The 26,555-nt window shown below is 44.4% G+C and carries 19 protein-coding genes and 1 tRNA gene; 10 read left to right on the forward strand and 10 right to left on the reverse strand.

What is annotated here, in order from left to right; genetic code table 11:
• Nucleotides 1-24 precede the first annotated feature (24 nt).
• From nifE to ACZ5V1_RS13110, 3 genes are all read left to right on the forward strand, one after another.
• Nucleotides 25-1,413 (forward strand): nitrogenase iron-molybdenum cofactor biosynthesis protein NifE, encoded by a 1,389-nt coding sequence (gene nifE / locus ACZ5V1_RS13100; protein ID WP_464389222.1) that lies wholly within the window; start codon nucleotides 25-27, stop codon nucleotides 1,411-1,413.
• Nucleotides 1,406-2,761, forward strand: a complete 1,356-nt coding sequence (locus ACZ5V1_RS13105; protein ID WP_464389223.1) for a nitrogenase component 1 — start codon at nucleotides 1,406-1,408, stop codon at nucleotides 2,759-2,761. Before nifE ends, ACZ5V1_RS13105 begins: the two co-directional genes overlap by 8 nt.
• Before the next feature lie 84 nt (nucleotides 2,762-2,845).
• Nucleotides 2,846-4,111 (forward strand): radical SAM protein, encoded by a 1,266-nt coding sequence (locus ACZ5V1_RS13110; RefSeq protein ID WP_464389224.1) that lies wholly within the window; start codon nucleotides 2,846-2,848, stop codon nucleotides 4,109-4,111.
• A gap of 202 nt (nucleotides 4,112-4,313) precedes the next feature.
• Here ACZ5V1_RS13110 and ACZ5V1_RS13115 read toward each other — a convergent pair whose 3' ends face one another.
• From ACZ5V1_RS13115 to ACZ5V1_RS13150, 8 genes are all read right to left on the reverse strand, one after another.
• Nucleotides 4,314-5,915 (reverse strand): sigma 54-interacting transcriptional regulator, encoded by a 1,602-nt coding sequence (locus ACZ5V1_RS13115; protein WP_464391627.1) that lies wholly within the window; start codon nucleotides 5,913-5,915, stop codon nucleotides 4,314-4,316.
• A 1,506-nt stretch (nucleotides 5,916-7,421) separates the two neighbouring features.
• The gene (locus tag ACZ5V1_RS13120; RefSeq protein ID WP_464389225.1) at nucleotides 7,422-7,772 is read right to left on the reverse strand and encodes a RidA family protein; all 351 of its coding nucleotides are present in this window, start codon (nucleotides 7,770-7,772) and stop codon (nucleotides 7,422-7,424) included.
• A 13-nt stretch (nucleotides 7,773-7,785) separates the two neighbouring features.
• On the reverse strand, nucleotides 7,786-8,940 hold the full coding sequence (locus ACZ5V1_RS13125; RefSeq protein WP_464389226.1) for an NAD(P)/FAD-dependent oxidoreductase: 1,155 nt from the start codon (nucleotides 8,938-8,940) through the stop codon (nucleotides 7,786-7,788).
• Nucleotides 8,940-10,340 carry an FAD-dependent oxidoreductase gene (locus ACZ5V1_RS13130; protein WP_464389227.1) on the reverse strand — a complete coding sequence of 467 codons (1,401 nt, stop codon included), beginning with the start codon at nucleotides 10,338-10,340 and terminating at the stop codon, nucleotides 8,940-8,942. Before ACZ5V1_RS13130 ends, ACZ5V1_RS13125 begins: the two co-directional genes overlap by 1 nt.
• Nucleotides 10,333-10,620 carry a (2Fe-2S)-binding protein gene (locus ACZ5V1_RS13135; protein ID WP_464389228.1) on the reverse strand — a complete coding sequence of 96 codons (288 nt, stop codon included), beginning with the start codon at nucleotides 10,618-10,620 and terminating at the stop codon, nucleotides 10,333-10,335. The genes ACZ5V1_RS13130 and ACZ5V1_RS13135 overlap by 8 nt, the downstream gene beginning before the upstream one ends.
• A 177-nt stretch (nucleotides 10,621-10,797) precedes the next feature.
• A complete protein-coding gene (gene dctP / locus ACZ5V1_RS13140; protein WP_464389229.1) occupies nucleotides 10,798-11,796 on the reverse strand; it encodes a TRAP transporter substrate-binding protein DctP in 999 nt (332 codons plus the stop codon).
• Nucleotides 11,797-11,817: 21 nt separating this feature from the next.
• Nucleotides 11,818-13,116, reverse strand: coding sequence for a TRAP transporter large permease (locus ACZ5V1_RS13145; RefSeq protein WP_464389230.1), 1,299 nt, complete (start codon nucleotides 13,114-13,116; stop codon nucleotides 11,818-11,820).
• Nucleotides 13,117-13,118: 2 nt separating this feature from the next.
• Nucleotides 13,119-13,625 (reverse strand): TRAP transporter small permease, encoded by a 507-nt coding sequence (locus ACZ5V1_RS13150; RefSeq protein ID WP_464389231.1) that lies wholly within the window; start codon nucleotides 13,623-13,625, stop codon nucleotides 13,119-13,121.
• Between the two features lie 407 nt (nucleotides 13,626-14,032).
• Here ACZ5V1_RS13150 and ACZ5V1_RS13155 point away from each other — a divergent pair, with 407 nt between their 5' ends.
• Nucleotides 14,033-15,958: a sigma-54-dependent Fis family transcriptional regulator gene (locus ACZ5V1_RS13155; RefSeq protein ID WP_464389232.1), complete on the forward strand. Its 1,926-nt coding sequence runs from the start codon at nucleotides 14,033-14,035 to the stop codon at nucleotides 15,956-15,958.
• A gap of 116 nt (nucleotides 15,959-16,074) precedes the next feature.
• On the opposite strand, the gene ACZ5V1_RS13160 is transcribed toward ACZ5V1_RS13155, so the two are convergent.
• Nucleotides 16,075-16,152: transfer RNA gene (locus ACZ5V1_RS13160), tRNA-Glu, on the reverse strand.
• A 353-nt stretch (nucleotides 16,153-16,505) separates the two neighbouring features.
• On the opposite strand from ACZ5V1_RS13160, the gene polA reads away from it, so the two are divergent.
• Both polA and ACZ5V1_RS13170 read left to right on the forward strand, forming a co-directional pair.
• Nucleotides 16,506-19,145: a DNA polymerase I gene (gene polA, locus ACZ5V1_RS13165; protein WP_464389233.1), complete on the forward strand. Its 2,640-nt coding sequence runs from the start codon at nucleotides 16,506-16,508 to the stop codon at nucleotides 19,143-19,145.
• A gap of 287 nt (nucleotides 19,146-19,432) precedes the next feature.
• Entirely contained in the window at nucleotides 19,433-20,620 is a 1,188-nt protein-coding gene (locus ACZ5V1_RS13170; protein ID WP_464387529.1) for a class I SAM-dependent rRNA methyltransferase, read from the forward strand.
• Nucleotides 20,621-20,745: 125 nt separating this feature from the next.
• Here ACZ5V1_RS13170 and ACZ5V1_RS13175 read toward each other — a convergent pair whose 3' ends face one another.
• Entirely contained in the window at nucleotides 20,746-21,603 is an 858-nt protein-coding gene (locus ACZ5V1_RS13175; protein WP_464389234.1) for a hypothetical protein, read from the reverse strand.
• Nucleotides 21,604-21,988: 385 nt separating this feature from the next.
• Between ACZ5V1_RS13175 and ACZ5V1_RS13180 the strand changes: the two genes are divergently transcribed.
• From ACZ5V1_RS13180 to ACZ5V1_RS13195, 4 genes are all read left to right on the forward strand, one after another.
• Nucleotides 21,989-23,146, forward strand: a complete 1,158-nt coding sequence (locus ACZ5V1_RS13180) for a pyridoxal-phosphate-dependent aminotransferase family protein (RefSeq protein ID WP_464389235.1) — start codon at nucleotides 21,989-21,991, stop codon at nucleotides 23,144-23,146.
• A 14-nt stretch (nucleotides 23,147-23,160) separates the two neighbouring features.
• The gene (locus ACZ5V1_RS13185) at nucleotides 23,161-23,436 is read left to right on the forward strand and encodes a DUF1844 domain-containing protein (protein WP_464389236.1); all 276 of its coding nucleotides are present in this window, start codon (nucleotides 23,161-23,163) and stop codon (nucleotides 23,434-23,436) included.
• 24 nt (nucleotides 23,437-23,460) lie between these two features.
• The gene (gene argC, locus ACZ5V1_RS13190) at nucleotides 23,461-24,513 is read left to right on the forward strand and encodes an N-acetyl-gamma-glutamyl-phosphate reductase (RefSeq protein ID WP_464389237.1); all 1,053 of its coding nucleotides are present in this window, start codon (nucleotides 23,461-23,463) and stop codon (nucleotides 24,511-24,513) included.
• 803 nt (nucleotides 24,514-25,316) lie between these two features.
• Nucleotides 25,317-26,495, forward strand: coding sequence for an amino acid permease (locus ACZ5V1_RS13195; protein WP_464389238.1), 1,179 nt, complete (start codon nucleotides 25,317-25,319; stop codon nucleotides 26,493-26,495).
• Nucleotides 26,496-26,555 lie beyond the last annotated feature (60 nt).

Below are 26,555 nucleotides of genomic sequence, written 5' to 3' on the forward strand. Positions count from 1 at the left end.
AGTGTATCAACTAAGGGGAATACAGTGAGTGAAGCCATTTTAGAAGAAAGAAGAGACCAGGTTCATCGTACAGGTCATGGCAATCCTGTTGAAATAGCATGTAACAAAGAATCCCTTGCCGGAGCTGTAAGCCAGCGAGCATGCGTCTTCTGCGGATCAAGAGTTGTGCTCTACCCTATTGCTGATGCATTGCACCTTGTTCATGGCCCTATTGGCTGTGCAGTTTATACGTGGGACATTCGCGGAGCACTATCGAGTGGTCCGGAACTCCACAGACTTTCGTTTTCAACAGATCTGCAAGAGCTTGATGTTGTTTTCGGCGGTGAAAAAAAACTTACTGCGGCTCTTGATGAGCTTATAGACAGACACAGTCCAAAAGCTGCTTTTGTTTATTCAACATGCATAGTCGGTATCATTGGCGATGACTTAGAAGCGGTTTGTAAAGCCATGAGCCTGAAAAAAGGTATCCCTGTTTTGCCCGTTATGTCTGAAGGGTTTAAAGGCAACAAACGTGCCGGGTATCTCGCAGCCTGCAAAGCCATGTTCAAGCTTGTTGAAACTCAAGATATTTCTGACATTCCAAAACTATCAGTTAATATTCTTGGTGACTTCAACTTGGCTGGCGAAATTTGGATTATCAGAAAATATTTTGAACGAATGGGAATTACTGTCGTCGCCAACATCACCGGTGACGGGCGCGTAAAAGATATCGGCCGCTGCCACGGGGCGTCACTCAACCTTGTTCAGTGCTCAGGTGCCACTCTGGATTTAGCTAAAATGATGCAGGAAAAGTACGGAACTCCATTCATACGGGTATCGTACATTGGCATCGAGGACATGGCAGACTCTTTGTATCAAGTCTCAGATTTTTTTAAAGACGCCGATCCAAGTATCGTCGAGAAAACACAAGCGCTAGTCCGCGAAGAATTGTCTGCACTTATGCCGGAGCTTGCTCGCTATCGTAGAGATTTGGAAGGTAAAAAAGTTGCCATGTATGTTGGTGGATCTTTTAAAGCGTTCTCACTCATTAAAGCATTCCGCCATTTAGGTATGAAGGTTGTAATGTGCGGTTCTCAAACAGGCACAAAAGAGGACTACGCAGAACTGGCGGAAATTTCAGATCCTGACACTATTTTAGTCGACGACGCTAACCCACTAGAATTGGCTAATTTTATTAAGGAAAAAAATGTAGATCTATTTGTAGGTGGCGTAAAGGAACGTCCCATCGCATACAAGCTTGGTGTGGGCTTTTGTGACCATAACCATGAACGGAAAGAAGCGCTTGGTGGTTTCGAGGGGATGCTAAATTTCGCAAAGGAAGTGCACTCTTCAGTAATGAGCCCTGTGTGGAATTTTATTCCAAGGCGTGCGAACCACAACACGAAAGTGAAAAAGGAGGCGGGCGATGTCTAACACCAGTAATTATGTATCCACCACAAATGCTTGCAAGTTGTGCACTCCTTTAGGCGCATCAATGGCTTTCCGTGGAGTAGAAGGCAGCATCCCTTTTCTGCATGGCTCTCAGGGGTGCGCAACATATATGCGCCGCTACATTATCAGCCACTTTCGCGAATCAATTGACATAGCCTCTTCTGCGCTCGGCGAAAAAAATGCTATTTACGGCGGCGGTCCCAACTTAAAAAAAGGCATCCTGAATGTAATGATCAAATACGAACCCAAAGTGGTTGGTATCGCAACAACATGCCTTACAGAGACAATTGGCGACAACGTTCCCATGTTTATTTCAGAATTTAAAAATGAATTTGGAGAATTACCACTGCCGGAAATAGTACACGTTTCTACACCAAGCTATAGCGGCACACATACAGACGGTTGGCACGGTGCAGTTCACTCCATAGCTGAGCAGCTATGCCTCGATAAGGCTCCAGAAAAACATTCAGTCAATATTCTTCCTAACATGGTTTCCTGTGAAGACATTCGACATCTGAAAGATATCTGCGCCGATTTTGAAATAAAGCCGACAATACTACCTGACATTTCAGAAACATTAGATGGGATCACACTGGAAGATTATGCCAAAATTCCATCAGGTGGCACCCCTCTTTCTGAAATCAAGACAATGTCCGGTGCTAAGGCAACTGTCGAATTCGGTCGCTGTCTCCCTGAAAAAACCGGCGGTAGCAACTTACGCGACAGATTTACGATTCCAAACCACCGCATTGGCTTACCTATGGGGCTACGTGAGAATGACGTGTTCTTTGAAACTCTTAGTGCCATATCAGGAAAAACAATGCCCGAACGGTATGTGATGCAACGTGGCAGGCTTGTAGACGCCTTCGTTGATGGACACAAATATATATTTGGGAAACGTGCCGTCGTATATGGAGAAGAAGATCTCGTGGTCGGACTATGTTCATTTCTGGCTGAAATAGGCATCGATGTCATTCTGGCAGGAACAGGTTCCCACGGCAAAAAATTAGAAACGCACATAGAAGCTGTCACGAAAGATGTAGCGAGATGCATGCCTGAAGTACATGAAGGTGTAGATTTTTTTGATATTTCAGCGCGAGCAGAAGAATTAAAACCAGATATTCTTATTGGTCATTCCAAAGGATATCAGTACGCAAAAGCTTGGAATATCCCCATGATTCGCGTCGGTTTTCCAATCCATGACAGATTTGGTGGGCAAAGAATAAAGCACATCGGGTATGAAGGTACTCTTGCTCTGCTTGACCGCATCATAAACGCGTTTATTGAAAAAAAGCAGAACGACAGCCCTGTTGGATATGGTTATCTGTAACAATTAAAACTCTATTCAAATAAGACATTTACCAAGCATTCTTGTCAAATAGATTTTAGAAACATGATACATAGGTGCATTGCAATGAAAGATACAACTAAACATCCATGCTTTAATAAGGAAACAGCCGGAAGTTGCGGCAGAGTTCATTTACCGGTAGCACCTAAATGTAATATCCAGTGCAATTACTGTAACAGAAAATACGACTGTGTTAATGAATCCCGCCCCGGCGTAACAAGCAGTATTCTTAAACCATTTCAAGCTGCTGAGTACATGCACGCTGTTTTAGAAAAAGAGCCACGCATCACAGTTGCTGGCATTGCCGGTCCCGGTGATCCTTTTGCTAATCCGGAAGAAGTGCTCGAAACGATGCGCCTGCTTAATGCAAAACATCCACAGCTTCTTTTCTGTCTCTCGACAAACGGGATGGGCATCCTGCCGTACCTTGATGACATTGCAGAGTTGGGTGTGTCGCACGTGACCATTACGATGAGTGCAGTCGATCCAGAAATTGGTGCTAAAATTTATTCATGGGTACAGGACGGCAACACCATCCACTACGGAGTAGAAGGTGCCAGCATATTATTGGACCGCCAGCTAGAGGCTATTGCGGGTTTAAAAAAACGCAATATCATCGTAAAAGTTAACTCCATTGTTATCCCGGGAATTAACGACGAGCATATTGTAGAAGTTGCAAAAGTAGCATCTGAGCTTGGTGCTGATATTCAAAATATCATTCCTCTGAAGCCAACAGCAGACACGCTTTTTGCCAAAATTGCAGAACCAAAACATAATATTATCAACCCGCTTCGCAAAGCAGCGACTCCATATATAGCGCAAATGACACACTGCAAGCGATGTCGCGCAGATGCCGTCGGACTGCTTTGCAACGACCAGTCAGCTGCACTGTGCGGAACTCTACAGTCCTGCTCACAGCTCAAACCTTATCAGAAAGAAGCTCCCCGCCCCTATGTGGCTATATCTTCAAGAGAAGGTTTGCTTATCAATCAGCATTTTGGCGAGTCGAAATCATTCTACATTTGGGGTGAAGATGAAGATGGAAAATTTAGCCTTGTTGAAGAACGTAATGTTCCACCAAAAGCCTGCGGACCAAAGCGATGGGAAGAGCTAGCACTTCTTCTCAGCGACTGCCGGACAATATTAACAGCAGCCATAGGTGAAATTCCAAAAACTTATTTAGAAGAACATGGAATCTCTTCTCATACAGTAAACGGGTTTATTCAGGATGGACTTGAAGCGGTGTATCATACTGACAACATCGAGTCGTTAAAAGGTCGTCGTTCCGGCATCGCAGGTGGATGTCAGGGAACAGGCACAGCGTGCGGCTAATATCTCAAAGCAATTTTGTAGTACAAATCAAATAAAAAGCCATCGCATGTAGAGGAAACTTCTACGTTGCGATGGCTTTTTGATTTCGTAATTTCACTTGTGAGACCGCCCAAAATAAAATGTAACAAGTTGATTAAGTTAACCCCTTAAACTGCTGTCTTAAAAGCATTAGCAATTGGCATGACTCAGGAACACCACAATATTACTTGTTCCGAAGTCGAGCTCTTCCAACAGCAATAACCTCCTCCAAATGGTAGCGCTTTACCCTATACCCCATTTGGCGAGGAGTAAGCCCCAAAGTTGCAGCAGCTTTATATTGAATCCAGTCATTACTTCTTAACGCTTGAATTATCTCATGTTGTTCTATTTTCTGTAGAGAAGTGTGCTGAGGAGACAAGGATTCATTGGTCTCTAATTTTTGTGAAACATCAGCAGCTACTTCAACAGCACTTGTTTCATTAGCAACCGCAAGCGAGCCCAAGAAAGGCGCAATAAATTCAAATGAAATATAGTCAGAGTCTGACATGATTACGAGGCGTTCAATAAGATTTTCCATTTCACGCACGTTTCCCGGCCAGTCGTACTGGATAAGGGCATCCAAAGCGCCGGCTGTGAGTGAAACAGTACGTCCATAATTATTCGCTGCTTTTCGTAAGAAATGGTTCAATAGGCCTGTAACATCTTCCCTACGTTCGCAGAGAGCAGGAATGACAATAGGAAAAATATTAAGTCGATAATACAAATCTAGGCGAAATTCATTTTGCTCCACGAGCTTCGCAAGATCTTTATTCGTTGCTGCAATAATACGAATATCGACTGTACGAGTTTTGTTGGAACCAAGCCGCTCAAACTCTTTTTCCTGTAACACTCGAAGCAATTTAGCTTGTAAATTTAACGGAAGTTCCCCTATTTCATCCATAAATATGGTTCCGCAATCAGCCTCTTCAAAACGCCCTTGGCGACTCGATGATGCACCGGTAAAAGCACCCTTCTCATACCCAAAAAATTCTGCTTCCAATAAATTTTCAGGAATGGACGCACAGTTTATTTTCACAAACGGGTGCCCTTTTCGATCAGAAAGATCATGTATTATACTAGCTATTAACGTTTTACCAACACCAGACTCACCAAGAAGTAGTACGGTTGCCCGAGTCGGGGAAACCCTCTCCATCTGTCTTTGCACTTCCATCATGGCAGGACTTTTGCCAACAATAAATAGTCCCTTATTCTGCTGAGAAATTTGGTAACGTAGTGAAGCATTTTCACGTTTAAAAACAGCTTCGCGTTCCATGACCTTTTTATTGAGACTCAAAAATTGCCCAATAAGAGTGGCTACGATTTTTAAAAAATCTATATCTTCTTCAATAGAAATATGATCATCAAAAACTCTATCCACATTTAGAACCCCAATGGGATCTCCATGTAAAACAATTGGCACACCAATGAAGGACGTCATTCGTCGTTGGAGTTTTCGTGCACCTGTTTTATCTAAAAAAAGCGGATTATTACTGATATCAGGAACATAAAATGGTTCGCTTGATCTAAATATTTTTCCGGTAACGCCTTCATCAAGACGATACACGCCACGCCTTTTTTCTTCCAACGTTAAGCCATACGATGCATTGATAGCTAACTGCTGAATTTCTGGATCGTATAAGGTTACTGTTGCCCGCTGCATACTTAGTTTTTCAGAAAGCATACAGAGTACTCCATCAAGAGCAGCTTCAAGGTCCAGTGCCTGCTCCATGGTTTCGCAAATCGCAAGTAATGCTGAAAATTTAAGTATATGTATTGGTGAGCGCATACATTCAACGATGCACATACTGACCCATATAAAACTTAGACAACAAAATAAGACAGTTACAAAAACAATCTTCAAATATTTTTTGGTTTATTCTGAAAAAAACAGTATTTATTTTACATTTTTGTCATTTCAATGCTTTTTAGCCTTTTTTTCATTTTAATGTTTTTCAAAAAGACTCTTTTCCTTGACAAGGAAAGAACTAATTTGCCTGTTGTCATAACAAAACCTTCTATCTTTGCTCTTTTACAAAAGACTGTTTAATCATTTTCAAAAAATAATAAAGACCTATTTACTTCAATAATATTAACAAATAACAGGAAATATATAATAAATAGGAATCATCAAAATTCCAACTTATCGTAATTTCAAACAGATATTTCAGGATGGCATTTCGACAAAATCAAATTATTTACAATTTTGTTATTTTTGACAAAAAGAATTTCATTTTCGAATTCGTTGTAGGCAACTGCAAACAAAGTTCATTGCTTTTAAGCAGTTAATAGCTAGGCAGTAAAAACAGTAAAAAAGCTCCAGAAAAACTTGTGGAATGTATGATAAAACAACCTGCATTACCAATCCAACTACTCGATCAAGAAGACCCACTACACCAAAAAGTTAACTCTATGCTCGATCGATTGCATATTTGATTCCACACAGAGGTAGCGCGGGGAACATGATTAAACATCTTAAAACATTCTTCGAGAAGTCTGGGAAAGGATATGACGACAACACGCTGGAGAAGAAAACCACCCAGCCATATTCAGATGGGCACAAAAAACAATTTAAGCTCTTACACTTTCGTGTAAGAGCTTAAATTGCTTGGCGTCCCTAAGGGGATTTGAACCCCTGTCGCCTGCGTGAAAGGCAGGTGTAACACTTAAAAAAGCAGCTTATTCCTTTAGCTACAAGGCTTCTACAAAAGCGCATTCAATACTGGCGACATAGAAAGCATAGAAACTTACACCTTGTTTACACCCGATCAAATATGAAAAAACTACTCTCAAATAGTCTACTAATTCTAAACCATTGCTTAAAAGAATGAACAACGCCCTGATTACATCTACGCAAAACTTTCGACCCTACTTCCCCGATAAAAGCCTTAACCAAAATCGCTTTTCTAGAACATCTTTCTCTTTTGTATATACAGGTTAGTTGCTTGAACTCGTTTAAATTCTAGTTGATCTCATATACTTGCTCTACAAAAATTGTCTCAACGCCATACGTTTTTACCACAAATATAAATTGTGAACTCTTCCCCTAAAAACAAATCTACTCCTTGAATAGAATAGCTCTGCCAATTAGTGTACTTATGTATCCTCTAGCGATTGCTATTGGCCCTTCCAACCGAGAAACATCACAATATCAATCTACCGGTACTTTTTTTATTCCTTTTTTTACCATACATATCACACAGCAAAAAAGCCCATCCACAGTATGGGTGAGCTTTTTTATATACTAGTTGTTATTGCTTCTTATTACGGTTGTAATTATACTTATAAAACTCAGCTACTTTTGTGCTGCTACAATAGAAACTTCACAAAGTAGTTCCGGACGAGCCAAACGGACCTCGACACATGCACGTGCAGGAGCATGCCCTTCAGGAACCCATGCATCCCAAATTTCGTTCATTGCAGCGAAATCTTTCATGTCGCGAACATATAGCGTTGCGGAAAGAATATGCTCAATATCACTACCTGCCTGCTGCAAAAGATCTTCGACTTTTGCGAGCATGTTGGCAGTTTGAGCTTTAATACCCTCATCAGTATTGTCGGGTACCTGACCACACAAATAAATTGTTCCATTGTTAATAACAATTTTACTCATACGAGTACCGATTTCCATACGTGTAATAGTCATACTCTTTCCTTACTTATTGCCATGCGCCTTTTTTCTTCGGTGCATCATTATCTTTAGGGAACAACGTTTCGCGATCCGCTCTAAATGCCTCAAGAGATAAATGTGGTGTTTTCCCCTGAAGTGTTTCTGCCATCAGTTTGCCCACAATCGGAGCAAGTTGAAATCCATGGGTAGAAAACCCGCAAGTATGGAAAAAACCAGGGGTGTTCGCAGCTTCACCAATAATAGGCAATTTATCGGAAATCATTCCTTCGAATCCTGCCCACCAGCGCACAATGCTCGCATCTTTCATAATCGGGAAGAAATCTACAACCGTCTGCGCAGAACCATGCATCTGCTCTGTATTAATTCTTGTCTGCTCATCATCAGTGATAAAAGCACGACGCGCCCCACCAACAACCACAGTGCCATTTGTCATCTGCTTAAATGACAGGGATCGGAAAAAACCGGAAACAACAGGGGTAATAAATTTCGGCATCCTGGCGGTAACCATCATAGAAAGCGCAACTGGCTCCATTGGAATTTTCTCTCCCAAAAGGGCTGCCACTTTTGCCCCCCACGCTCCTGCGCAGTTTAAGAGCAACTCGCCTTCATAAATTTTTCCATTAGCTGTCGTAACGGTAAAACCCGAACCATTTTGGGAAACATTAAGCACTTTAGTGTGCTCTTCAATAATGACACCGGCTTTTAACGCACTTTGCTGATACGCACGGCAAGCCTTATACGGCAATGCGTGACCATCTTTTCTAGAAATAAGACCACCAATAAAATCATCGGCAATGGCGGGAACAAGTTTGCGAAGCTCTTTTTCGTCAATTAACTCTTCGTGATTGTATCCAAGATCGCTCGTCGTCTTTGCACGCTTCTTCAGCAACTCAATTTCTTCGTCACAATTGGCTGCAAGAATCTGACCTGTCGTAGTGAAGGTGCAATTACATCCAATATACTTTTCCATATTTGCCCACATTTCCTGTGACTCCAGAGTCATTGGAATTTCGGCAACATGACGATTAAGACGACGGACACCGCCAGCATTCACTCCGGAGGCATGGCGACCAACAGTATCTTTTTCGAGAAGAATAACTTTCTTTCCAGCGCGGCCAAGCTCCATAGCTGTTGCCAGCCCCATAAGCCCACCACCAATTATAAGAACATCAGCGCGAGACATTATTCACCCCCTTCAAAACGCATGGATGCCATTTCCTGCATTGAAACATTTTTCAAAGGAGGCCTGATACGTAACCTCTCTGCATCAGAAGGTTTCCCCGATGTCAGAACGCTTAAAAGCTCTACAATTGCATTGCCGCACATACGTCCCTGACACGGCCCCATGCCACTGCGAACCAATGCTTTTATGTCATTAGGGTTAGTGCATCCTTGACGTACCGCATCTTTAATCTGAGCAACTGTCACGTGTTCACAACGGCACACTAGAGTTTCATCATCGAATGCATATGCATCAATATCCGGAGCAAACATGGCATCAATAAACGGGCGAGGATACAATTCACGTGCAAGTTTCTTTTGAATCCGCTCTGCTTGCTCATCTCGCTGACTAAGAGACAACTTGCCTACAGAATGAGCCACTTCCAACGCTGTCAGACGGCCTTTTAACTCTGCAGCACCAGCCCCATGAACAAATGTTCCATCTCCTGCGGCAAAAACACGTTCAAGGCTGGTACGCCCCCATGTATCTGTGACCGGATACCAATAGCGCTGCACATTGTCCCATTCATGACGACAACCAAGCTGGCTAAACATTGCTGTATTCGGAATCACACCAAAATGGACAAGTAGCGAGTCCGCATCAAAACTCACAGCTTTGCCATTTTGCATGGCTGTCACTTTGGAGAGTTTATCTTCACCATGAGCTCGAACCTCTTTCACATTCTTCAAGTGAGGGACACCAGTGCGTTTGATGTCCCACAACATCTTGACCCCCTTCACGAGATAATCTGCACGGCGTAAAGCGGAAGGAAGCTGTGCGAGAGCCTCGAGGGAAGGGTATGCGGAGGCCGTTTCAAGGATGGCAGAAATTTCTACACCACTGCTGGCAAGCTGACATGCTTCCAGAAGCAGCAAAGGTCCACTACCGGCAATTACGACTTTACCGGAAGGCTTTAAACCGGAATCTTTGTATAAGTTATTCGCAGCACCTGCCCCCATCACACCGGGAAGAGTCCACCCCGTAAACGGTACAGGACGCTCCATGGCTCCTGTCGCAACAACGATTCGTTCAACCTTAACGCAATGTGACTCTCCCTTGTGAGAGAAAAATACAGTACCATCCGGCTCTACCTGCCACACTGCCGCCTCTGAACGATAGTCCAGATCAGCAGAACGAAGCTGGTGAACAAGGCCTGCTCCTTTGGTGTAATCACTGCCGAGCAATTTACAGCGAGATTCTGGAGCCTTCTCGATATTTCTATAAATTTGCCCCCCCGGACGAGCCTGTTCATCAAGTACCAACACTCTCAATCCAAGTTCTGACATGGAACAAGCACTGGCTATTCCTGCAGGGCCTGCCCCCACAACTGCAACATCATATTGATAGTTCATGCTATTCATTGCCCTCCACGATCTGCCGGTTAACCTGCATGCCTTCATGGACTTCTTCCAAGCAAGCCTGACGATTCTTCACACCATCAATTTCACACAGACATTCACAACAGACACCCATTAGACAATGCGGTGATCGAACCTCTCCCGTTACAGGAGAAGTCCGAAACGGCTCTTTTCCCTGTTCCAACAGTACGGCAACGACAGTAGATCCTGCAGGAACACTTGTGCCTTTTCCGTCCACAGTTATGAACACCTGCTCTGCAGCAGGTTCATCTAGTTTAAACATCAGAACTCCAGAAACTCTTAAATTAAACTATCAGGTTAGATGTACGGAAGGGTAGCTGTACACTTTGCGCACATAGTATCGATTCTCTAAATAACAGCGGGATTGCGCGCTGTGTGTAAATTGGGCTCTGCTCCAGTTGTCATGAAGCAGAGCCCACCATATCAACAAAAAGGATCTCTACTGAATAAGACTATCCAGTACTTTCTGACTCCACTCTGCGCCAATGTCGCCCTGAATTTCCGGCCAGACTACTTTGCGGATTTTTGCTGCCATTGTGCCAAGCGCTTGATCGGATACCGGGATGATTTCAGCGCCATACTCAGCAAGCTTTTTCTCATTTTCCATCTGATCATTCTGAGCATTTTTCCAACGACGTTGCTCGAATTCGAAAGAAACTTTTTCAAGTTGTTGCTGCTGCTCGCTGCTAAGGTCTGCAAACAACTCTTGGTTCATGATCAGGTACCAAACCTCAAAATGTGTATTCACAGGCATGTAGTATTTGGTCACATCACGGAATGAGGCATAATAACCTTCCGCACCTGAGCCAATAACACCGTCAACAACACCGGTCTGAACTGCGGTGAATGCTTCAGAGAATGGTACCGGAGTTCCAATAAAGCCAATATTATCAGCTAACATCTGGAAAGTTTTTGCCGGAGGGACACGAAGCTTAAGCCCTTTAGAACTATTTGGATCTTCAGGATTTTTTGGTTTTTTCTTAAGAGCAACTCCACCAAAGTACACTGGATAGACAGCCATTACCCGAATATCCTGCTGTGAAAAAAGATCGGAAATAGTATTCTGAAATGGTGAACCAGTCACAAAGTTTTTCTCTGCTTGTTTCCAATCTTTCATCAAATACGGAAAAGAGATAATCTGTAACCGTTTGTCCACGCCTGTAGATACTGGCTGACATGCCATGTCTACAGCTCCAAGCCCTACGCGTTCCTGCACGATTGTGTAGTCACCAAGTGCACTTGCTGCATAGACTTTGATCTTAATTTTGCCGTCAGTGGCTTTTTTTACTGCATCGGCATACCAGTGAAGGTCATTGTCGATAGTAGTTCCCTGAGGACGAATATGGGAGATTTTCCAAGTACGAGCTTCGACATTTCCAGCGGAAAGCATAACAACCGCCATGATAGCCAGAGCAATAGAGAATAACGATTTCTTCATCTGTACACACTCCTATTCAGTTTAGTAGCCCATCAAACGGGGCAATGTGAGGGATAATTCAGGCCAGAACGACGTCAAAAAGACCACTGGAAGATAGCCGAAAAGTATCAGCGTCATTGCAGGCTTAATTACGTCAGTAAATTCAACATTACCAATGCGCACACCAAGATACAGGATGCTCGCATATGGTGGGGTAACACCGCCCATAGCAGTGTTTACGCCGATAATTGCAGCGAAATGGACAGGACTGATACCGATAGCTTCCATAAGAGGGAGCAGCAGTGGCGCGGTGAGAATGATGGAAGTAATATCGTTAACGATCATACCGATGAAAAACAGCAGAAAGTTAACAAGGATGAGCAGCAATACTTTATTCTGAGTAATGGTAAAAATACCTTCAACCAAAGCCTGCGGAATATCTTCCATGACAAAAATCTGGCTGAGCATCAGGCTGAATACGATCATAACCATGATCGCACCAATTGCTGTTGCAGCATCCTTTGCTGCTCTGAGAAATTTGCTCCAGGTAAGCCCTCTATAAACAAGAACGCCGACAGGTATTGCGTACATTACGCCCACTGCTGCAGCTTCTGTAGGGGTCATAATACCGCCGTAAATGCCGCCAAGAATAATGACCGGCATCACAAGGGCAGGCAGAGCAAAGAACGTACGGGATCCAGCTTCACGAATAAGCTCTTTCATCGGTTTTGATTCTTCGAGCACGAGCGGGAATTTTCGACACTGCACCATGTTCACGACTGCAAACAACGTCATAATAAGAAGGCCGGGCCCCACGGTTGCAAGGAAGCAGGCAAGAATTGAAGTATCCGTGACCCAGCCGTAAATGATCATCGTCACGCTTGGTGGGATAAGCAAACCAAGCAGCGAAGAGTTCGCCACCAGAGCAGTCGCATAACCGCGAGGATACCCCTTCTCTGCCATTTCCGGAATGAGCAGAGGCCCGGTTGCCGCTACACCTGTCATACCACTACCGGAAATAGCACCGATAATTGCGCAACTAACTGAAGCAACAACACCAAGACCACCGCGGACGCGTCCTACAAAAATATTCACAAAATCCAACAAGCTCTTTGCAATGCCACTCTCGCTCATGATGGCTCCGGCAAATACAAACAGCGGAATGCAAAGTAATACTGGGTTTGCAAGCTGCCCAAAGCCCCACAACATAGTGCCTTTCATGGTAGCGCCACCAAAGGTATGCATAAACATAAGCGCACCACCGAAACAGTACGGCAAAGGGACACCAAAGCTGAGTAAGGCAACCAGCACCGCCAACGCCATGAGTGATATTTCAATCATGTCTAAATTTCCCCCTTAATTACCGTCGGGTCTGTGGTGCATTCAGAAAGATGTGATGTCAGACAACGGAGATTGCGGATCAAGTGATACGCAGCGTACATGCTCATAACAACCAAGCCGATGAACAAAGAACACTCTGCGTAAAAGGTCGGTACATATAATGTTGGACTTTCTTTCCACACACGGAATGCATACTTACAGTAAAACCAGGCCCACCGGGTTAACCATAACGCGATAACCAAGCTGCATACATCTGCGATGATACGAACCACAAGACGCGAACTTTCTGTTTTAAGAAATACATCCAATACATTTGCTTTAATCTGTGTATCCTCGCGGGAAGCATTCATACTTCCGGCAAAATACAACCAAAGAGTGGGATACACTAAGATCTCGTCCAACCCCATAAGCGGAGCTTGAAGAATATAGCGCCAAATAACCTGAATAAATTGCATGAAGGCAACTGAGCTTAATAAAAAGGTCAGAGTATATCGAAAAAAACGCTCCATTAAGTCCTCCCAGTAATGGAATAACAAGTGGAAAACTGTACATGATGTCCTTGCACGCCTTCGTTAGAGCAAGGGATGTGCCTAAACTTTCTAAATTCTGGCTTACAATTCTCACTGAAAATTGTAATCGCGTTACAACCATCTGAAAGTACGGTTTTTTTCAAGGTAGCTGGGGGGAAAAATTGTTTTATTAACACTAAGATATTGATTTTTATTGAACTAGCTGATCAAGCAACCAGCTGCTGGTCTATTTTATGTGTTCATTTTTGGAACACTTTATGTATACTTATTCTCAGTAGTCGGCTGAGACTGTTTACAATTACAACCATGTTCTAAAAGTGAACATGTTCTAAAAATGAACACATATCACTTTTGCTTCCTTAAATGCAGGCAGGTCAGGAGCGAAAATGCTTGAACGCGGCAAAACAATTGATGAGACGACAAAACAACAGATTGTAGCGGAGTCACACAACAGATCTCGGATGTACGGTATTAATCCGGAAAAAAGAGACATTGCGCAGCCAATGCTTTCCCCTACCGAGCTCAAAGCCCGCAGGTCAGCCAACGACGATTGGTTAAATCTCCTTCGCCCCCAATTTGACGAAATATTTGATCTCTTAGCTGCTAGGGATTTCACATTGTTTGCTATCGATGCCGAAGGGTACATTTTACATATTACAGGCAGCGAAGAATCCAGACAGGAAAGTGCCAACCGTAACTGTGTACCCGGCTTCAGATGGACGGAACGAGATGTGGGAACAAGCGCGATCAGTCTATGCCTCAAGCATCAAATCCCTATCCAACTTACAGACGAAGACCACTACTGTAAGCAGGCACATGGTTACACCAGCTCTGCGGCTCCTGTGTTCGGCAAGGACAAAGAACTCATTGGTGTCATCATGCTCAGTGGTCGCGCACAGCTGGTACATCCTCACACACTATATATGACCACCACGATTGCCCGTGGTGTGGAACGGGAGTTGCGTATTGTCAGGCGTAACCGTGAACTAGCATTACATGTAGGCTTTCTTGATCAGGTCATTGAAACTTCACATTCCGGCATGATCATTCTGGACAGTGAGAATTACATCTGGCGGGTTAACAAACGCGGACTTCAGGTCTTGAAGCAAGACAGACTCGTAGGACAAGCAGTAACAGTTCTCAAAGGTCTCAACCTTTCCATTGAAGATCTCAAGAACGAGCCCTCAGCATGGGTAAATAGAGAATGCATACTCAAGCACGGTAAACATTCTGCGCACTTTATCTATACAGCACAGCTTGTGATTTCTCAGGACGGTGAACACTTAGGAACAATGATCACACTAGAAGAAATGGAAGAAATTAACAGGCTGGCAGACACCATCGCGGGAACTAAAGCTCACTACACATTTTCCAGCTTAAAAGGACAGTCTGAAAGCTTTACTAAAGCCGTCGACCTTGCTGCACGAGCTGCACAGTCAAGCGCGACTGTTTTGCTTCAAGGAGAAACAGGCACCGGTAAGGAATTGTTTGCGCAAGCAATTCATAATGAAGGCGAAAGGACAAACAACCCATTTGTTCCAATCAACTGTGGAGCTATTCCGGCTGAGCTGCTTGAAAGTGAGCTTTTCGGGTATGTGGAAGGCACGTTTACAGGAGCATCGAAAGGTGGGAGGCCGGGTAAATTTGAGCTAGCTAACGGAGGCACAATTCTTTTAGATGAAATTGGCGACATGCCCCACCACATGCAGGTGAAGCTACTCCGTGTTCTACAAACCGGAGAGGTATATCGAATCGGTGCACGTCAGCCAATCCGTGTCGACACCCGTATTATTGCCAGCACGCATGTAGAGATGGCCAAGGCAGTTGCTCAGGGAATCTTCAGAGAAGATCTCTTTTACAGACTCAACGTTCTGCCGATCACCATTCCACCTTTACGAGATCGCGGTAAAGAAGACATTATGGGACTTGCCTCATTTTTCCTGAGTCGCGCAAAAGGCAGCTCGTCTCAGCTCTCCCCGCAAGCTCAAGAAGCTCTCATCAAATACTCATGGCCTGGAAATGTCAGAGAATTAGAAAACTGTATGCAGCGCGCGCTACACACGTGTGAAGGGAAAACTATTGAACTTCATCATCTTGATTTGCCGCTTGCCACACCAGATAATACACCGTGGCATCCAGACACACTTGAAGGTATTGAACGTTCCGGCATACTCAAAACACTGGATAAAACAGAATACAACATGGCTGAAACAGCTAAAATTCTCAACATTTCACGAACCACACTCTACCGAAAGGTAAAGCATTATATTCACCAAGGCAGAATTCCTTCTGGAATAGGTCCTAAGCTATAATGTTACCTTCCTTCATAGGTTGCAGCTGTAGAAAGTAATAACCATACTTAAACGTTCCACTCTAAATCTAGACACAAAAAAAGCTCTTACACTTTCGTGTAAGAGCTTAAATTGCTTGGCGTCCCCAAGGGGATTTGAACCCCTGTCGCCTGCGTGAAAGGCAGGTGTCCTGGGCCAGGCTAGACGATGGGGACGCTTCATATGTGCTTCGTGAGTTCCCTCACGTGCGAAAAGGTATCTATGGAAAACTATGCCGACTGTCAAATAGTTTTTTGTCTTTTTTTTATTTACTACCCCAAAGATACGGCGCTTCATATAGGCCATAAATAAAAACAATTAATCATTCTGAGTAATAACGACTAAAAAATTTTACATCCATCGCTGCAAATCAAAGTATTAGTGTTTGCAGGTAGAAGGCATAGTAGGTATCATCCACTTTTGCACAATGCACTTTGCAGATGAAGCGGCAGCGATTCTCCTTTTCTCACACTTCTGACAACGCACCTATGCCGCTATTGTAGCAACCCAAACCACCCCATCTATATATATGTCTCTACAAGAACGCCTTGGTCTTACTTCTAAGCCTGTCTACCTTATTGACGGCTCCGCATTCATTTTTCGGGCATTTTACGCCATGCAGCACCTTAAACGTGCGGATGGTTTCCCAACGAACGCCCTATTTATTGTATCACGTATTTTAATGAAAATGCTGCGGGATGAGTCTCCGGAATACATCACCTTCATTCTTGACGGACGTGGTAAAAACTTCCGCCATGAAATTTATGATGAGTACAAAGCGAACCGCTCTGCAACTCCTGAAGATTTAATTTTACAGTTTGAACCAATCAAAGAGATGGTACAACACCTCGGCATCCACCTTATCGTCTCTGACGGTTGTGAGGCGGATGACTGCATTGCTGCGCTGGCAAACAGGCTCAAAAAAGATAACCCTGTTATTATTGTTGGTGCTGATAAAGATTTAAAACAGTGTCTCGACACCAACGTATTCCTCTGGGACCCAGGTTCTAAACAGGAAAAACTCACCAGCCTTGAAGACTTTGAGGAAGAGACCAACCTGACTCCGGCTCAGTGGGCGGATTATCAGGCAATCATCGGTGACTCTTCAGATAACATTCCAGGCGTACCTGGTATCGGCCCAAAAACTGCCGACAAAATTTTCACTCAGTTCAAAACTCTGGAAGAAATCCGTGACGGTTTTGATGAACTCAAGCCGAATCTGCAAAAGAAATTTGCTGATCACCTTGAAAACATGTTCACATACCGTAAGCTCACAACGCTCAACACGAGCACATGTGACCATGAGAAACTTACAGATTTCAAACTGAAGCCAATTGCCCGTGACACTGTTCTTGATTTCGTCAATGGCTACGAGCTCCGTGCATTGGTTCGTGAAGTAAATGCACTTTCACATGCAAATGAACCAGCTCCTGCACCTAAAAAGAAGAAAGTCGCAACCGATCAGCTAGGTCTCTTTGGCGGTGGTGAAAGCACCCTTCCTGATGAGCCGGATGCACGTCCTGCAATGTCTGTTAATGATGTAACAGGGCTTACTTCATGCAAAGACAAACGCGTGGCAGTATTGCTCGCCGACCAAACAGAAAGCAATTCAGTGCTTGTTGCCATTGATCAGACAGAGTTTCTCTACGCTGGTAAAATGGACGAACTTGCAGAATTTTGCACCGCGGCAAAACAGATCATCACACCGGACGCAAAAGCACTTTTCCGTCAGCATGCCGGTTGGTCTTCTGTTGATCCAAACAAATTGCTCGATCTTGGACTCATGGCATACCTGCTGAACCCAGAAGATCGCGATTACTCATGGAAAAAGCTTTCACGCAAAGCTGACGAACTGGAAATTTCACGCAAAAACGGCGGCCTTCTTGCTCTTGCAATTGCAGAAGACCTCGAGCGCAGTCTTGACGGTGGACACCTGCGCCAACTCATGCTCGACATTGAGCTTCCACTTGTTGGCGTCCTTGCAGACATGGAAGAAGCAGGCATTCGCATTGACCGCGCAGCCTTTGCAGAATTCCTTGTCGAAGTACAGGCAGACCTCGACAATCTGACCCGTTCCATCTACGACATCGCTGGCAAGCCGTTCAATATCCGCTCAGCTCAGCAGCTTGGTAAAATTTTGTTCGAAGATTTAGGCCTTGCTTCCAAAACAAAAACAAGCGGTGGTCAGGCTTCCACATCACAGGCTGTTCTTGAAAAATTGGCTGGCGAACACAAAATTATTGATCTGATTCTGGAATACAGAAAACTCGAAAAGTTACGTTCCACCTATCTCGAACCGCTGCCAAAGCTTGCAGACGAGAATGATCGCATCCACACTACATTCAACCAGCTTGCAACAGCAACCGGTCGCTTGTCCTCAAGCAATCCGAACCTGCAAAACATCCCAGCACGCGGTGAATTTGGTACCCGTATGCGTAGTTGTTTCGTCGCTGCAGAAGGCAAAAAACTCGTATCTGCTGATTACTCACAGGTTGAACTACGAGTACTTGCACATTGCTCGCAAGATCCGACTCTGCTGGATGCATTCAAGCATGACAAAGATATTCACAGCAGTACTGCCGCGCTCCTTTTCGATGCAGCAGCAGAAGACGTCACAGCAGATCAACGACGCGATGCGAAAACTATCAACTTCGGCCTCATCTATGGCATGGGCCCACAAAAGTTAGCTGGCGAACTCAAAATTACTCTTACAGAAGCAAAAGAGTTCATCTCCCGCTACTTTGAAAAATTACAGCATTTGAAAGAATTCTACGACAAAGTAGAAGAAGACACTAAGCTGCATGGATACGTGGCAACGCTTGCAAGCCGACGCCGGTACCTGCCGGAGATTACATCCGGCAACAACATGATGCAGTCTCAAGCACGCAGACAGGCCATCAACACAGTTATTCAGGGCAGCGCCGCTGATATCATCAAGATCGCTATGATCAAAACAGCGGAAGACCAACAGCTCAAACAACTTGGTGCACAGCTTATCCTTCAGATTCACGATGAATTGGTACTTGAAGTACCAACTCAGAATGCTGAAGCTGCGGCTAGTCGTCTTCAGGAAATCATGTCGAATGTCGCGCCTGATGGTAAAACCCTGATGGAAGTACCGTTAAAAGTTGACGCCGGAATAGGCGACCGCTGGAACGAAGCACATTAATTTCAAAAGTACTACGCACATTTCTAACGAAATTGCGGCATGATGTATCCAACAGCAACTTCTTAGTAACTAACAAGTTACTTCATAATAAAAGTTTTTGGAGAGTCCAGAGAACCTTTTTACTTAAAAAGGTTCTCTGGCCGCCGGAGGCTCGTCGAAGACCCGCCGGAGGCTATCTCCTCACAACGCCTGCCCGAAGTTCATTACTTCTGGCATTCACACAGAACTGGGGCGCGCAAGCGAACCCAAACCTAACAGTACGGTTTACAGGAAACCGAATAGAACAGATGAAACAATTAATTCTCAAGAAAGGTGAAGACCGTCGCATCCGCCTCGGCCACCTCTGGATATTCAGCAACGAAGTAGATACCCAAAAGAGCCCGATCAAAGAATTCGAACCGGGTGAAAGCGCTGTTATTGTTAACGCTCAAGGGCGTCCAATCGGCTCAGCATACGTGAACCCGAACTCACTTATTTGCGCTCGAATGATCAGCACACGTCCTCACGAAGGACTCACTGAAGCACTTCTCGATAAACGCATCTCTCAGGCACTTACCCTGCGTGAGTCCATGTTCGACAAGCCATTCTACCGTATGGTTTTCGCTGAAGGCGATTTCCTTCCGGGTCTGGTAATCGACCGTTACGACGATCTGCTCGTAGTGCAGCTTACCACTGCCGGTATGGAAAAAATGAAAGACCAGATTACATCTGTTCTCTGCAATATTCTGCACCCTAAAGCGATTCTTTACCGTAACGACTCTGCAAACCGCCCGCTCGAAGGTCTCGACCGTTATGTTGAGCAGGCAGTAGGCACCGTTCCTGCTAAAATCGCTATTGAAGAAAACGGCGTAAAATTTGAAGTGCCTATGATTGAAGGCCAGAAAACAGGATGGTTCTACGATCAGCGTACCAACCGCCGTGATTTCGCTTCTTTCTGTAAAGGCAAACGCGTTCTGGATGCATTCTGTTACGCTGGCAGCTTCGGCTGTAACGCTGTTAAAGCTGGCGCAAAAGAAGTTACCTTCCTCGACGCTTCCAAGATTGCTCTTGATGCAGCAGTACACAACGCAGGCCTCAACGGTTCTCCAGATAAAGTAGATACCGTATACGGCGACGCATTAGACACTTTGCAGGAACTCAAAGATTCCGGCGCACAGTTCGATACAATCTGCGTAGATCCTCCTGCTTTCATTAAGCGCAAAAAGGCATTCAAAGAAGGTCTTTCCGCATACCAGCGTGTTAACAAACTCGCTATGGATCTCGTTGTAGACGGCGGCATCGTAACTAGCTGCTCCTGCTCCCAGCATCTTAGCGCACAGGACTTGAACCGCGTACTTCTGCACGCAGCTTCCAAGTCTAAAACCCGCATTCAGACTCTCATTCAGGGTCATCAGGGTCCAGATCATCCTGTACACCCAGCAATGCCGGAAACTCACTACCTTAAAAGCTATACAGTTCGAGTGTTCAAAAGCTAAGCTTAGTCACTCAGTATTTGATCAATAAAAAACTGGCGGAACGTATGTTCCGCCAGTTTTCTTATTTTGACAGGTAAAATAGTAACCCTAGTTTCTTGAGATAAGAATAACCTATTGAATAGCCCTTACTCAAATGTTGTGTCAGGCAGAACCACGGCTTTTCCATTTTCTATTCGCACATCAATACTATAGGCAACTGTCGGATCACCATAGTGATCAAAAACAAACATAATGTCTTCATATGGCGAAAGAAGAGGTAATTCCTCTGTGCTTTTTAAACGCAAATTATGTCCGTCCTGAACATATATTTCCTGCTTTTCTGCAACCACTTGTGCTTTTTTAACAAGCTCATCCCGCGATATTTTTGGTTGAACTGATGGATTAAGCGGATATTTTTTTCCATCATGCCGCATAACATGCTGCACACCCCTGCTTGTTATGATGAGGTCCTTCCATCCTTTTGTTTGTTTTTCGGATACAAACACAGGTGGTTCGGAAACAGTAAACCGCGACAGCTTCTTACCATCAGCAGAGAACAGATATGCGGTGCAACCACCTGATCCACAAAAGTACTGATCTTGAATCAACACAAACAACTCAGCTACGCCATCATCATTAAGATCACGCTGTCCGTACTTGTAAGGAGTACGGTCTGTTGGCATTGATACTTTTTCCGGAAAATAAATTTGCTTCTCAACCAAAGCTTGAACATCTTTTTGTGAAAATTGAGGCTTAGTTTCTTTTTCGAACGCTAACTCAGCAGCTTCTGGCTTTAAAACGTTCTGCTCTGCTCCCGATGTTACTGGAGTTTCAGACACCGCAGGTGAAGTTGGAATTTTGTCAGCATCAACGACTGTAGGCTTGGCAGGTAACGTCGGCGCTGTTGAGTCAACAGGCTTTTCTGGTGCAGGTTCACAGCCAACAAGTGCAAACATAAACACAGCAAAAGCCAACACCAATATATACATTCTCTTTTGTTTCATACTCATTCCACCAGTTATATTTCAGGAAAAAACTTACGATGCGATACTTTTTGGTAATACACCATACTAAAAAGCATATGGACATTCGATTACGGTGAGTTATATATCAAGTTACTGCCCTTCATAACTTTGCATCTTCAACGCAACAGTTCTTTTTTTAAGAAGAATTTCTCTCTAGAAGACTGGTAAAAAATTCAAAAATAGCATCATATCACCGCTTTTATTTTTTGCGTTGCCAAGGTAAAGTCAGCAGGATGATTTCAAGTTTAAAAGCAGGGCATGGCATCTTAATTGGCTTTGGCACATAAACGCATAGCCAAAAAAGAGCCGTAGCCATTTGAACTCTTAACAAATTCAGCATTTATTACCATTTGCGGAGAAGATCGTGCTTAACAAAAATAGATTGTTAGCACCGGGGCCAACCCCGGTTCCAGAACGTGTCCGTCTCGCTTTAGCGCAAGACATGATCCATCACCGCAAGCCTGAGTTCAAAGCCATCATGGCACAGGTTCAACAGCGGTTACAAAAACTTTTCGGCACCACTCAACCAGTTCTATCGCTGGCGTGTTCAGGCACAGGCGTAATGACTGCGGCAGTAACCAACCTCTTTTCTCCCGGTGAAAAAGTATTGGTTATCGAAGCAGGCAAATTCGGCGAGCGTTGGGCAGAAATTTGTGAAGCCAGTAACGTTGCCGTGGAAAAACTTGTCTTCGATTGGGGACAGGCCGCTACTGCTGAAGCCGTTGCAGAGATGCTGGATCTCCATCCTGACTGCAAGGGTGTGCTCATCCAACTTTCTGAAACTTCCACCGGCGTACTGCATCCTGTTCAGGAAATAGCGAACGTACTAAAAGATCGCGATGTATTGCTCGTTGTGGACGGAATTTCTGCTGTTTCCATTTCTCCATGCTTCATGGACGACTGGAACATTGATTGCCTGCTTACCGGTTCACAAAAAGGACTTATGCTCCCTCCGGGACTGGGACTTATTGCATGCAGCGATAAAGCATGGGAAAAAGCAGAATCTGTTACTCCTTCCTGTTTCTATTTCAACCTGCGTGCTGAAAAGCAGAAAATCTTACAAGATCAAACCTTATTCACAACGCCAGTGAGCCTTATCGTTGGCCTCAATGAAAGCCTTGCAATGTTTGAAGAAACAGGATTTGATGTTATTTTCAAAAAGCAATGGGCTTTGACCATGATGGCACGCACAGCCCTTACAGCAATGGGACTTGAACTGTTTGCTAAAGACCACTTCACATGGGGTCTTACAAGTGTACTCGTGCCGGAAAACGTAGATGCCACTGCCGTGCTGGCATATGCAAATGAGAACTTTGGAGTTATCTTAGCAGGTGGCCAAGCTCACATGAAAGGACGTCTTGTACGCATAGGCCACATGGGCTGGGTTGACTGGGCAGACCTTGCAGCTGGTCTCCATGCTTTTGCAGAAGGTTGCAAAGCGTGCGGCGGCACAATTGAGTCCGGATATCTTGAAAAAGGTCTGCACGCATACCACAGTGCATTGAACGTCTCTGATAAATAGTAAAGGAGCGCACCATGGCTGACCAGAATTCCCAACACTCCGAAATGCCGGAAGTGAATTTTTCCACTTTTATTCTTTCAATCGGTTCTTCTGCTCTGGTACAACTTGGCGAAGTACCAGATCCTGAAAGCGGTCAGATGATGGAAAACCTGCTCGCAGCAAAGCATTCCATTGATATTCTGTCCATGTTGCAGGAAAAAACAAAGTCCTGCCTCGAAAATGATGAACAGCAGTTGCTCGATACACTGCTCTACGATCTACGTATGAAATACGTATTGAAGACCAAGTAACAACCAAAACAGGGTATAACGCAAATGGCACAGACTAAAGTAGGCTTAGTAGGGGTTACCGGATACACCGGAATGGAACTGATGCGCCTTTTGCAGACTCATGATCACTTCGAATTGGTGCGTGTTACTTCACGTGCTGAAGCCGGAAAAAAATTACGCGACATTTACCCGTTCATGCAGGGCATGGAAAATGGTGAACTGTCGATTACTGAACCGGACGCGGATGATCTTGCTCAGGCGTGCGATCTCGTTTTCCTCGCAGTACCACATCGTACAGCAATGGAAATCGCTGCTGTTCTGTTGGAAAAAGGTCTTAAAGTTGTAGACCTCTCCGCAGACTTCCGCCTGCGAAGCAAAGATGAATACGAACACTGGTATGCCTGCGAGCACACCCAGAGTGAACTGCTGGATCAGGCAGCATACGGTCTTCCGGAATTATACTCCGACGCAATTATTCAGGCACAGCTTGTTGCAAACCCGGGTTGCTACCCGACCTCTGCAATTCTCGGGCTGTATCCTGCGCTTAAAGAAGGATTTATCCTCAAAAGCGGCATCGTTGTTGATTCAAAATCCGGCACCACTGGTGCGGGCCGCAAGGCTAGCGTAGGCTCACTCTTCTGCGAAGTTTCAGATAACTTCAAAGCATACGGACTTACCACTCACCGCCATACTCCGGAAATCGAACAGGAACTTTCTGTTATTGCAGAAGACGATATTACCGTCTCCTTCAATACTCATCTGCTGCCAATAAACCGCGGTATTTTGTCCACTATCTACACCACTCTGACTGAAGAGATGACAATGGACGACGTGCACGCAATTTATGAAGAAGCCTACCGTACCCACCAGTGGGTGCGAGTTTTGCCAATGGGCAAACTTCCGGAAACCAAGCACGTTCGCGGAACCATGTTCTGTGACATCGGTCTTGCCATAGATAAGCGTACCAACCGCCTTATCATCGTAAGCGCTATCGACAACCTCTGTCGTGGTGCTTCCGGTCAGGCGCTGGCCAACGCAAACCTCATGTGCGGCATCGCCGTCAACGAAGGGCTCAAGCTAGCTCCATTGCTGCCATAGCGTATACCGTTCTATAAACACAAAGGGTGAATCTGATTTGGATTCACTCTTTTTTTATGTCTGCTGCAAAAAATTCGCATCATTACTTACCGTAAACTTGTACATTTTGATGCCCTACCTTCCTTCAACGACTGAGTCGATTTCGCCCCTTAATGCAGCGTCACTATTATTTTTAAAATGCTGACGCGCATTTACACATATTTGTGACTCTATTTTTTCTGTTACATGCGCATACCTTTATACCGTGGCTTTTTTTGAAAACGTAATTGTCAATAGTTGTGTCTTGTTAGTGGCAAGAAAAAGTATGCCCTAAATTTATGTTTTTATGCTACACCACACACAGTTTCATTTAGTTATAATTCTCCTCAGAAATTGCGCTATTTATTAATAAATCTAAAATTTTTGAAATTCTGATCAGTTTTTTCCAAAATTCTATATTAGATCGATAGACAAATTGTAATCGTTAGTACGTGTTTCATTACATATAAATACAGGCTGTTACCGTATCCTGTTTACTTCTCACGCAAGATGTTTTTTTCCGTTTTTCATACGCCGCACAAGCGGAAATGAACCACGAACGCACCCCCGCTCGTTTACTTTCATTTCACGTGCCGCAAGTAATCAAAAAAACAGAAAAATAGATCTTTGAGAGTGCAGCTGTCTACGTAACAAGTCATCCTCTGGTTACTGTTCAACAACCAACGTATTTCTATGAAGCACAAACCTTATATGAATGTTCTGACTCATAACAGAGTAACCGGTTACTTACCGGAAGAACAAAAGCAAACTGGGAGGTTTTGTTTATGAATAGTAAAGCTTTTAGTGCTGGGTGTATCGTCGCAGGTTCAACTATTGGTGCTGGTATGCTTGGCTTACCAATGGCTGTCGGAAATCTCGGATTCACCATGAGCTGTGTTTTACTTGTTTTCATGTGGGCGCTTGCGCTCTATTCCGGCTTACTGCTTGTAGAGGTAGACATGCAGGTCGGCCCCGGATTGAACTTCAATAAAATGGTTAAAAAAGTATTAGGATGGCCGGGGCAAGTCGTTGCCGTACTAAGCCTTGGTTTCCTTCTTTACGCACTGCTTGTTGCATACATTACAGGTATGGGCAGTATCCTTTCAGACACATACCATTTTGCAGATTACGGTGCAGGCACCTCAATGTGCTCAACCATTTTTGCTGTTATCATGGCAGTTATTGTCTTCTGTGGAACCAAAACAATTTTACGATTCAACAACTTATTCTTCATAGTCATGGTCTGTGCCATGTCCTTTGCCTTCTTCTCCCTCAGCTCTACTGTTAATGTCGACAACCTACTCGCAGTAGCCCCTGACTACGACTACCTGCTGGGCAGTTTACCAATCCTATTTGCTGCATACGGCTACCACTTCTGTATTCCGAGTACCTGTAAGATTGTTGAAGGCAACAAAAACATCCTTTACTGGGCAATCATCGGCGGCACTATGGTTCCTCTGACTTGCTACACACTGTGGCTCTTCCTTGCTCTCGGCAGTGTGCCTATGTCCCAAATTGCAGCAATGAACGGTAACGTAGATTCCCTGATTGTTGCTATTGCTCAGGACTCTGTTTTCATTAAAGCAGTTCTCTCTGTGTTCGCATCTTTTGCGCTGGTAACTTCTTTCTTCGGTGTTTCTTTATCATTATATGACCTCGCCTCAGAAACTTTGAATCTTGGCGAATCACAGTTACACCGAGTTCTCGCAACTATCGCTGTATTCTTACCACCAATCGTTGCTGCAAACCTTTCCCCGGGCAGCTTTATTGCCGCTCTCGCTCATGCAGGTATCGGCTTTGCAGTACTCTGTCTCTGTCTGCCATGTGCAATGAGTTGGAAATTGCGTAACGAACGCAAGCAAACAAATACTGAAGCTCCATACGAAGTTGCAGGCGGCAAACTGACAATCGCCTTTGCATCTGCATGTGGCGTATTCATTATCTTTGCAGCCTTTAACGCGTAATTAATACGTAAAAAAAAGCGCCCGTTGAAGCACGGGCGCTTTTTTTGTTTGCTGTTTTTG

It is taken from the genome of Halodesulfovibrio oceani subsp. galateae (assembly GCF_055397225.1).

Bases quoted from the DNA above. Each gene is read 5' to 3' on its own strand.
- ACZ5V1_RS13105 (WP_464389223.1), top strand. From the start codon at position 1,406: ATGTCTAACACCAGTAATTATGTATCCACCACAAATGCTTGCAAGTTG.
- ACZ5V1_RS13110 (WP_464389224.1), top strand. From the start codon at position 2,846: ATGAAAGATACAACTAAACATCCATGCTTTAATAAGGAAACAGCCGGA.
- ACZ5V1_RS13115 (WP_464391627.1), bottom strand. From the start codon at position 5,915: ATGCGCTCACCAATACATATACTTAAATTTTCAGCATTACTTGCGATT.
- ACZ5V1_RS13120 (WP_464389225.1), bottom strand. From the start codon at position 7,772: ATGACTATTACACGTATGGAAATCGGTACTCGTATGAGTAAAATTGTT.
- ACZ5V1_RS13125 (WP_464389226.1), bottom strand. From the start codon at position 8,940: ATGTCTCGCGCTGATGTTCTTATAATTGGTGGTGGGCTTATGGGGCTG.
- ACZ5V1_RS13130 (WP_464389227.1), bottom strand. From the start codon at position 10,340: ATGAATAGCATGAACTATCAATATGATGTTGCAGTTGTGGGGGCAGGC.
- ACZ5V1_RS13135 (WP_464389228.1), bottom strand. From the start codon at position 10,620: ATGTTTAAACTAGATGAACCTGCTGCAGAGCAGGTGTTCATAACTGTG.
- dctP (WP_464389229.1), bottom strand. From the start codon at position 11,796: ATGAAGAAATCGTTATTCTCTATTGCTCTGGCTATCATGGCGGTTGTT.
- ACZ5V1_RS13145 (WP_464389230.1), bottom strand. From the start codon at position 13,116: ATGATTGAAATATCACTCATGGCGTTGGCGGTGCTGGTTGCCTTACTC.
- ACZ5V1_RS13150 (WP_464389231.1), bottom strand. From the start codon at position 13,625: ATGGAGCGTTTTTTTCGATATACTCTGACCTTTTTATTAAGCTCAGTT.
- ACZ5V1_RS13155 (WP_464389232.1), top strand. From the start codon at position 14,033: ATGCTTGAACGCGGCAAAACAATTGATGAGACGACAAAACAACAGATT.
- polA (WP_464389233.1), top strand. From the start codon at position 16,506: ATGTCTCTACAAGAACGCCTTGGTCTTACTTCTAAGCCTGTCTACCTT.
- ACZ5V1_RS13170 (WP_464387529.1), top strand. From the start codon at position 19,433: ATGAAACAATTAATTCTCAAGAAAGGTGAAGACCGTCGCATCCGCCTC.
- ACZ5V1_RS13175 (WP_464389234.1), bottom strand. From the start codon at position 21,603: ATGAAACAAAAGAGAATGTATATATTGGTGTTGGCTTTTGCTGTGTTT.
- ACZ5V1_RS13185 (WP_464389236.1), top strand. From the start codon at position 23,161: ATGGCTGACCAGAATTCCCAACACTCCGAAATGCCGGAAGTGAATTTT.
- argC (WP_464389237.1), top strand. From the start codon at position 23,461: ATGGCACAGACTAAAGTAGGCTTAGTAGGGGTTACCGGATACACCGGA.
- ACZ5V1_RS13195 (WP_464389238.1), top strand. From the start codon at position 25,317: ATGAATAGTAAAGCTTTTAGTGCTGGGTGTATCGTCGCAGGTTCAACT.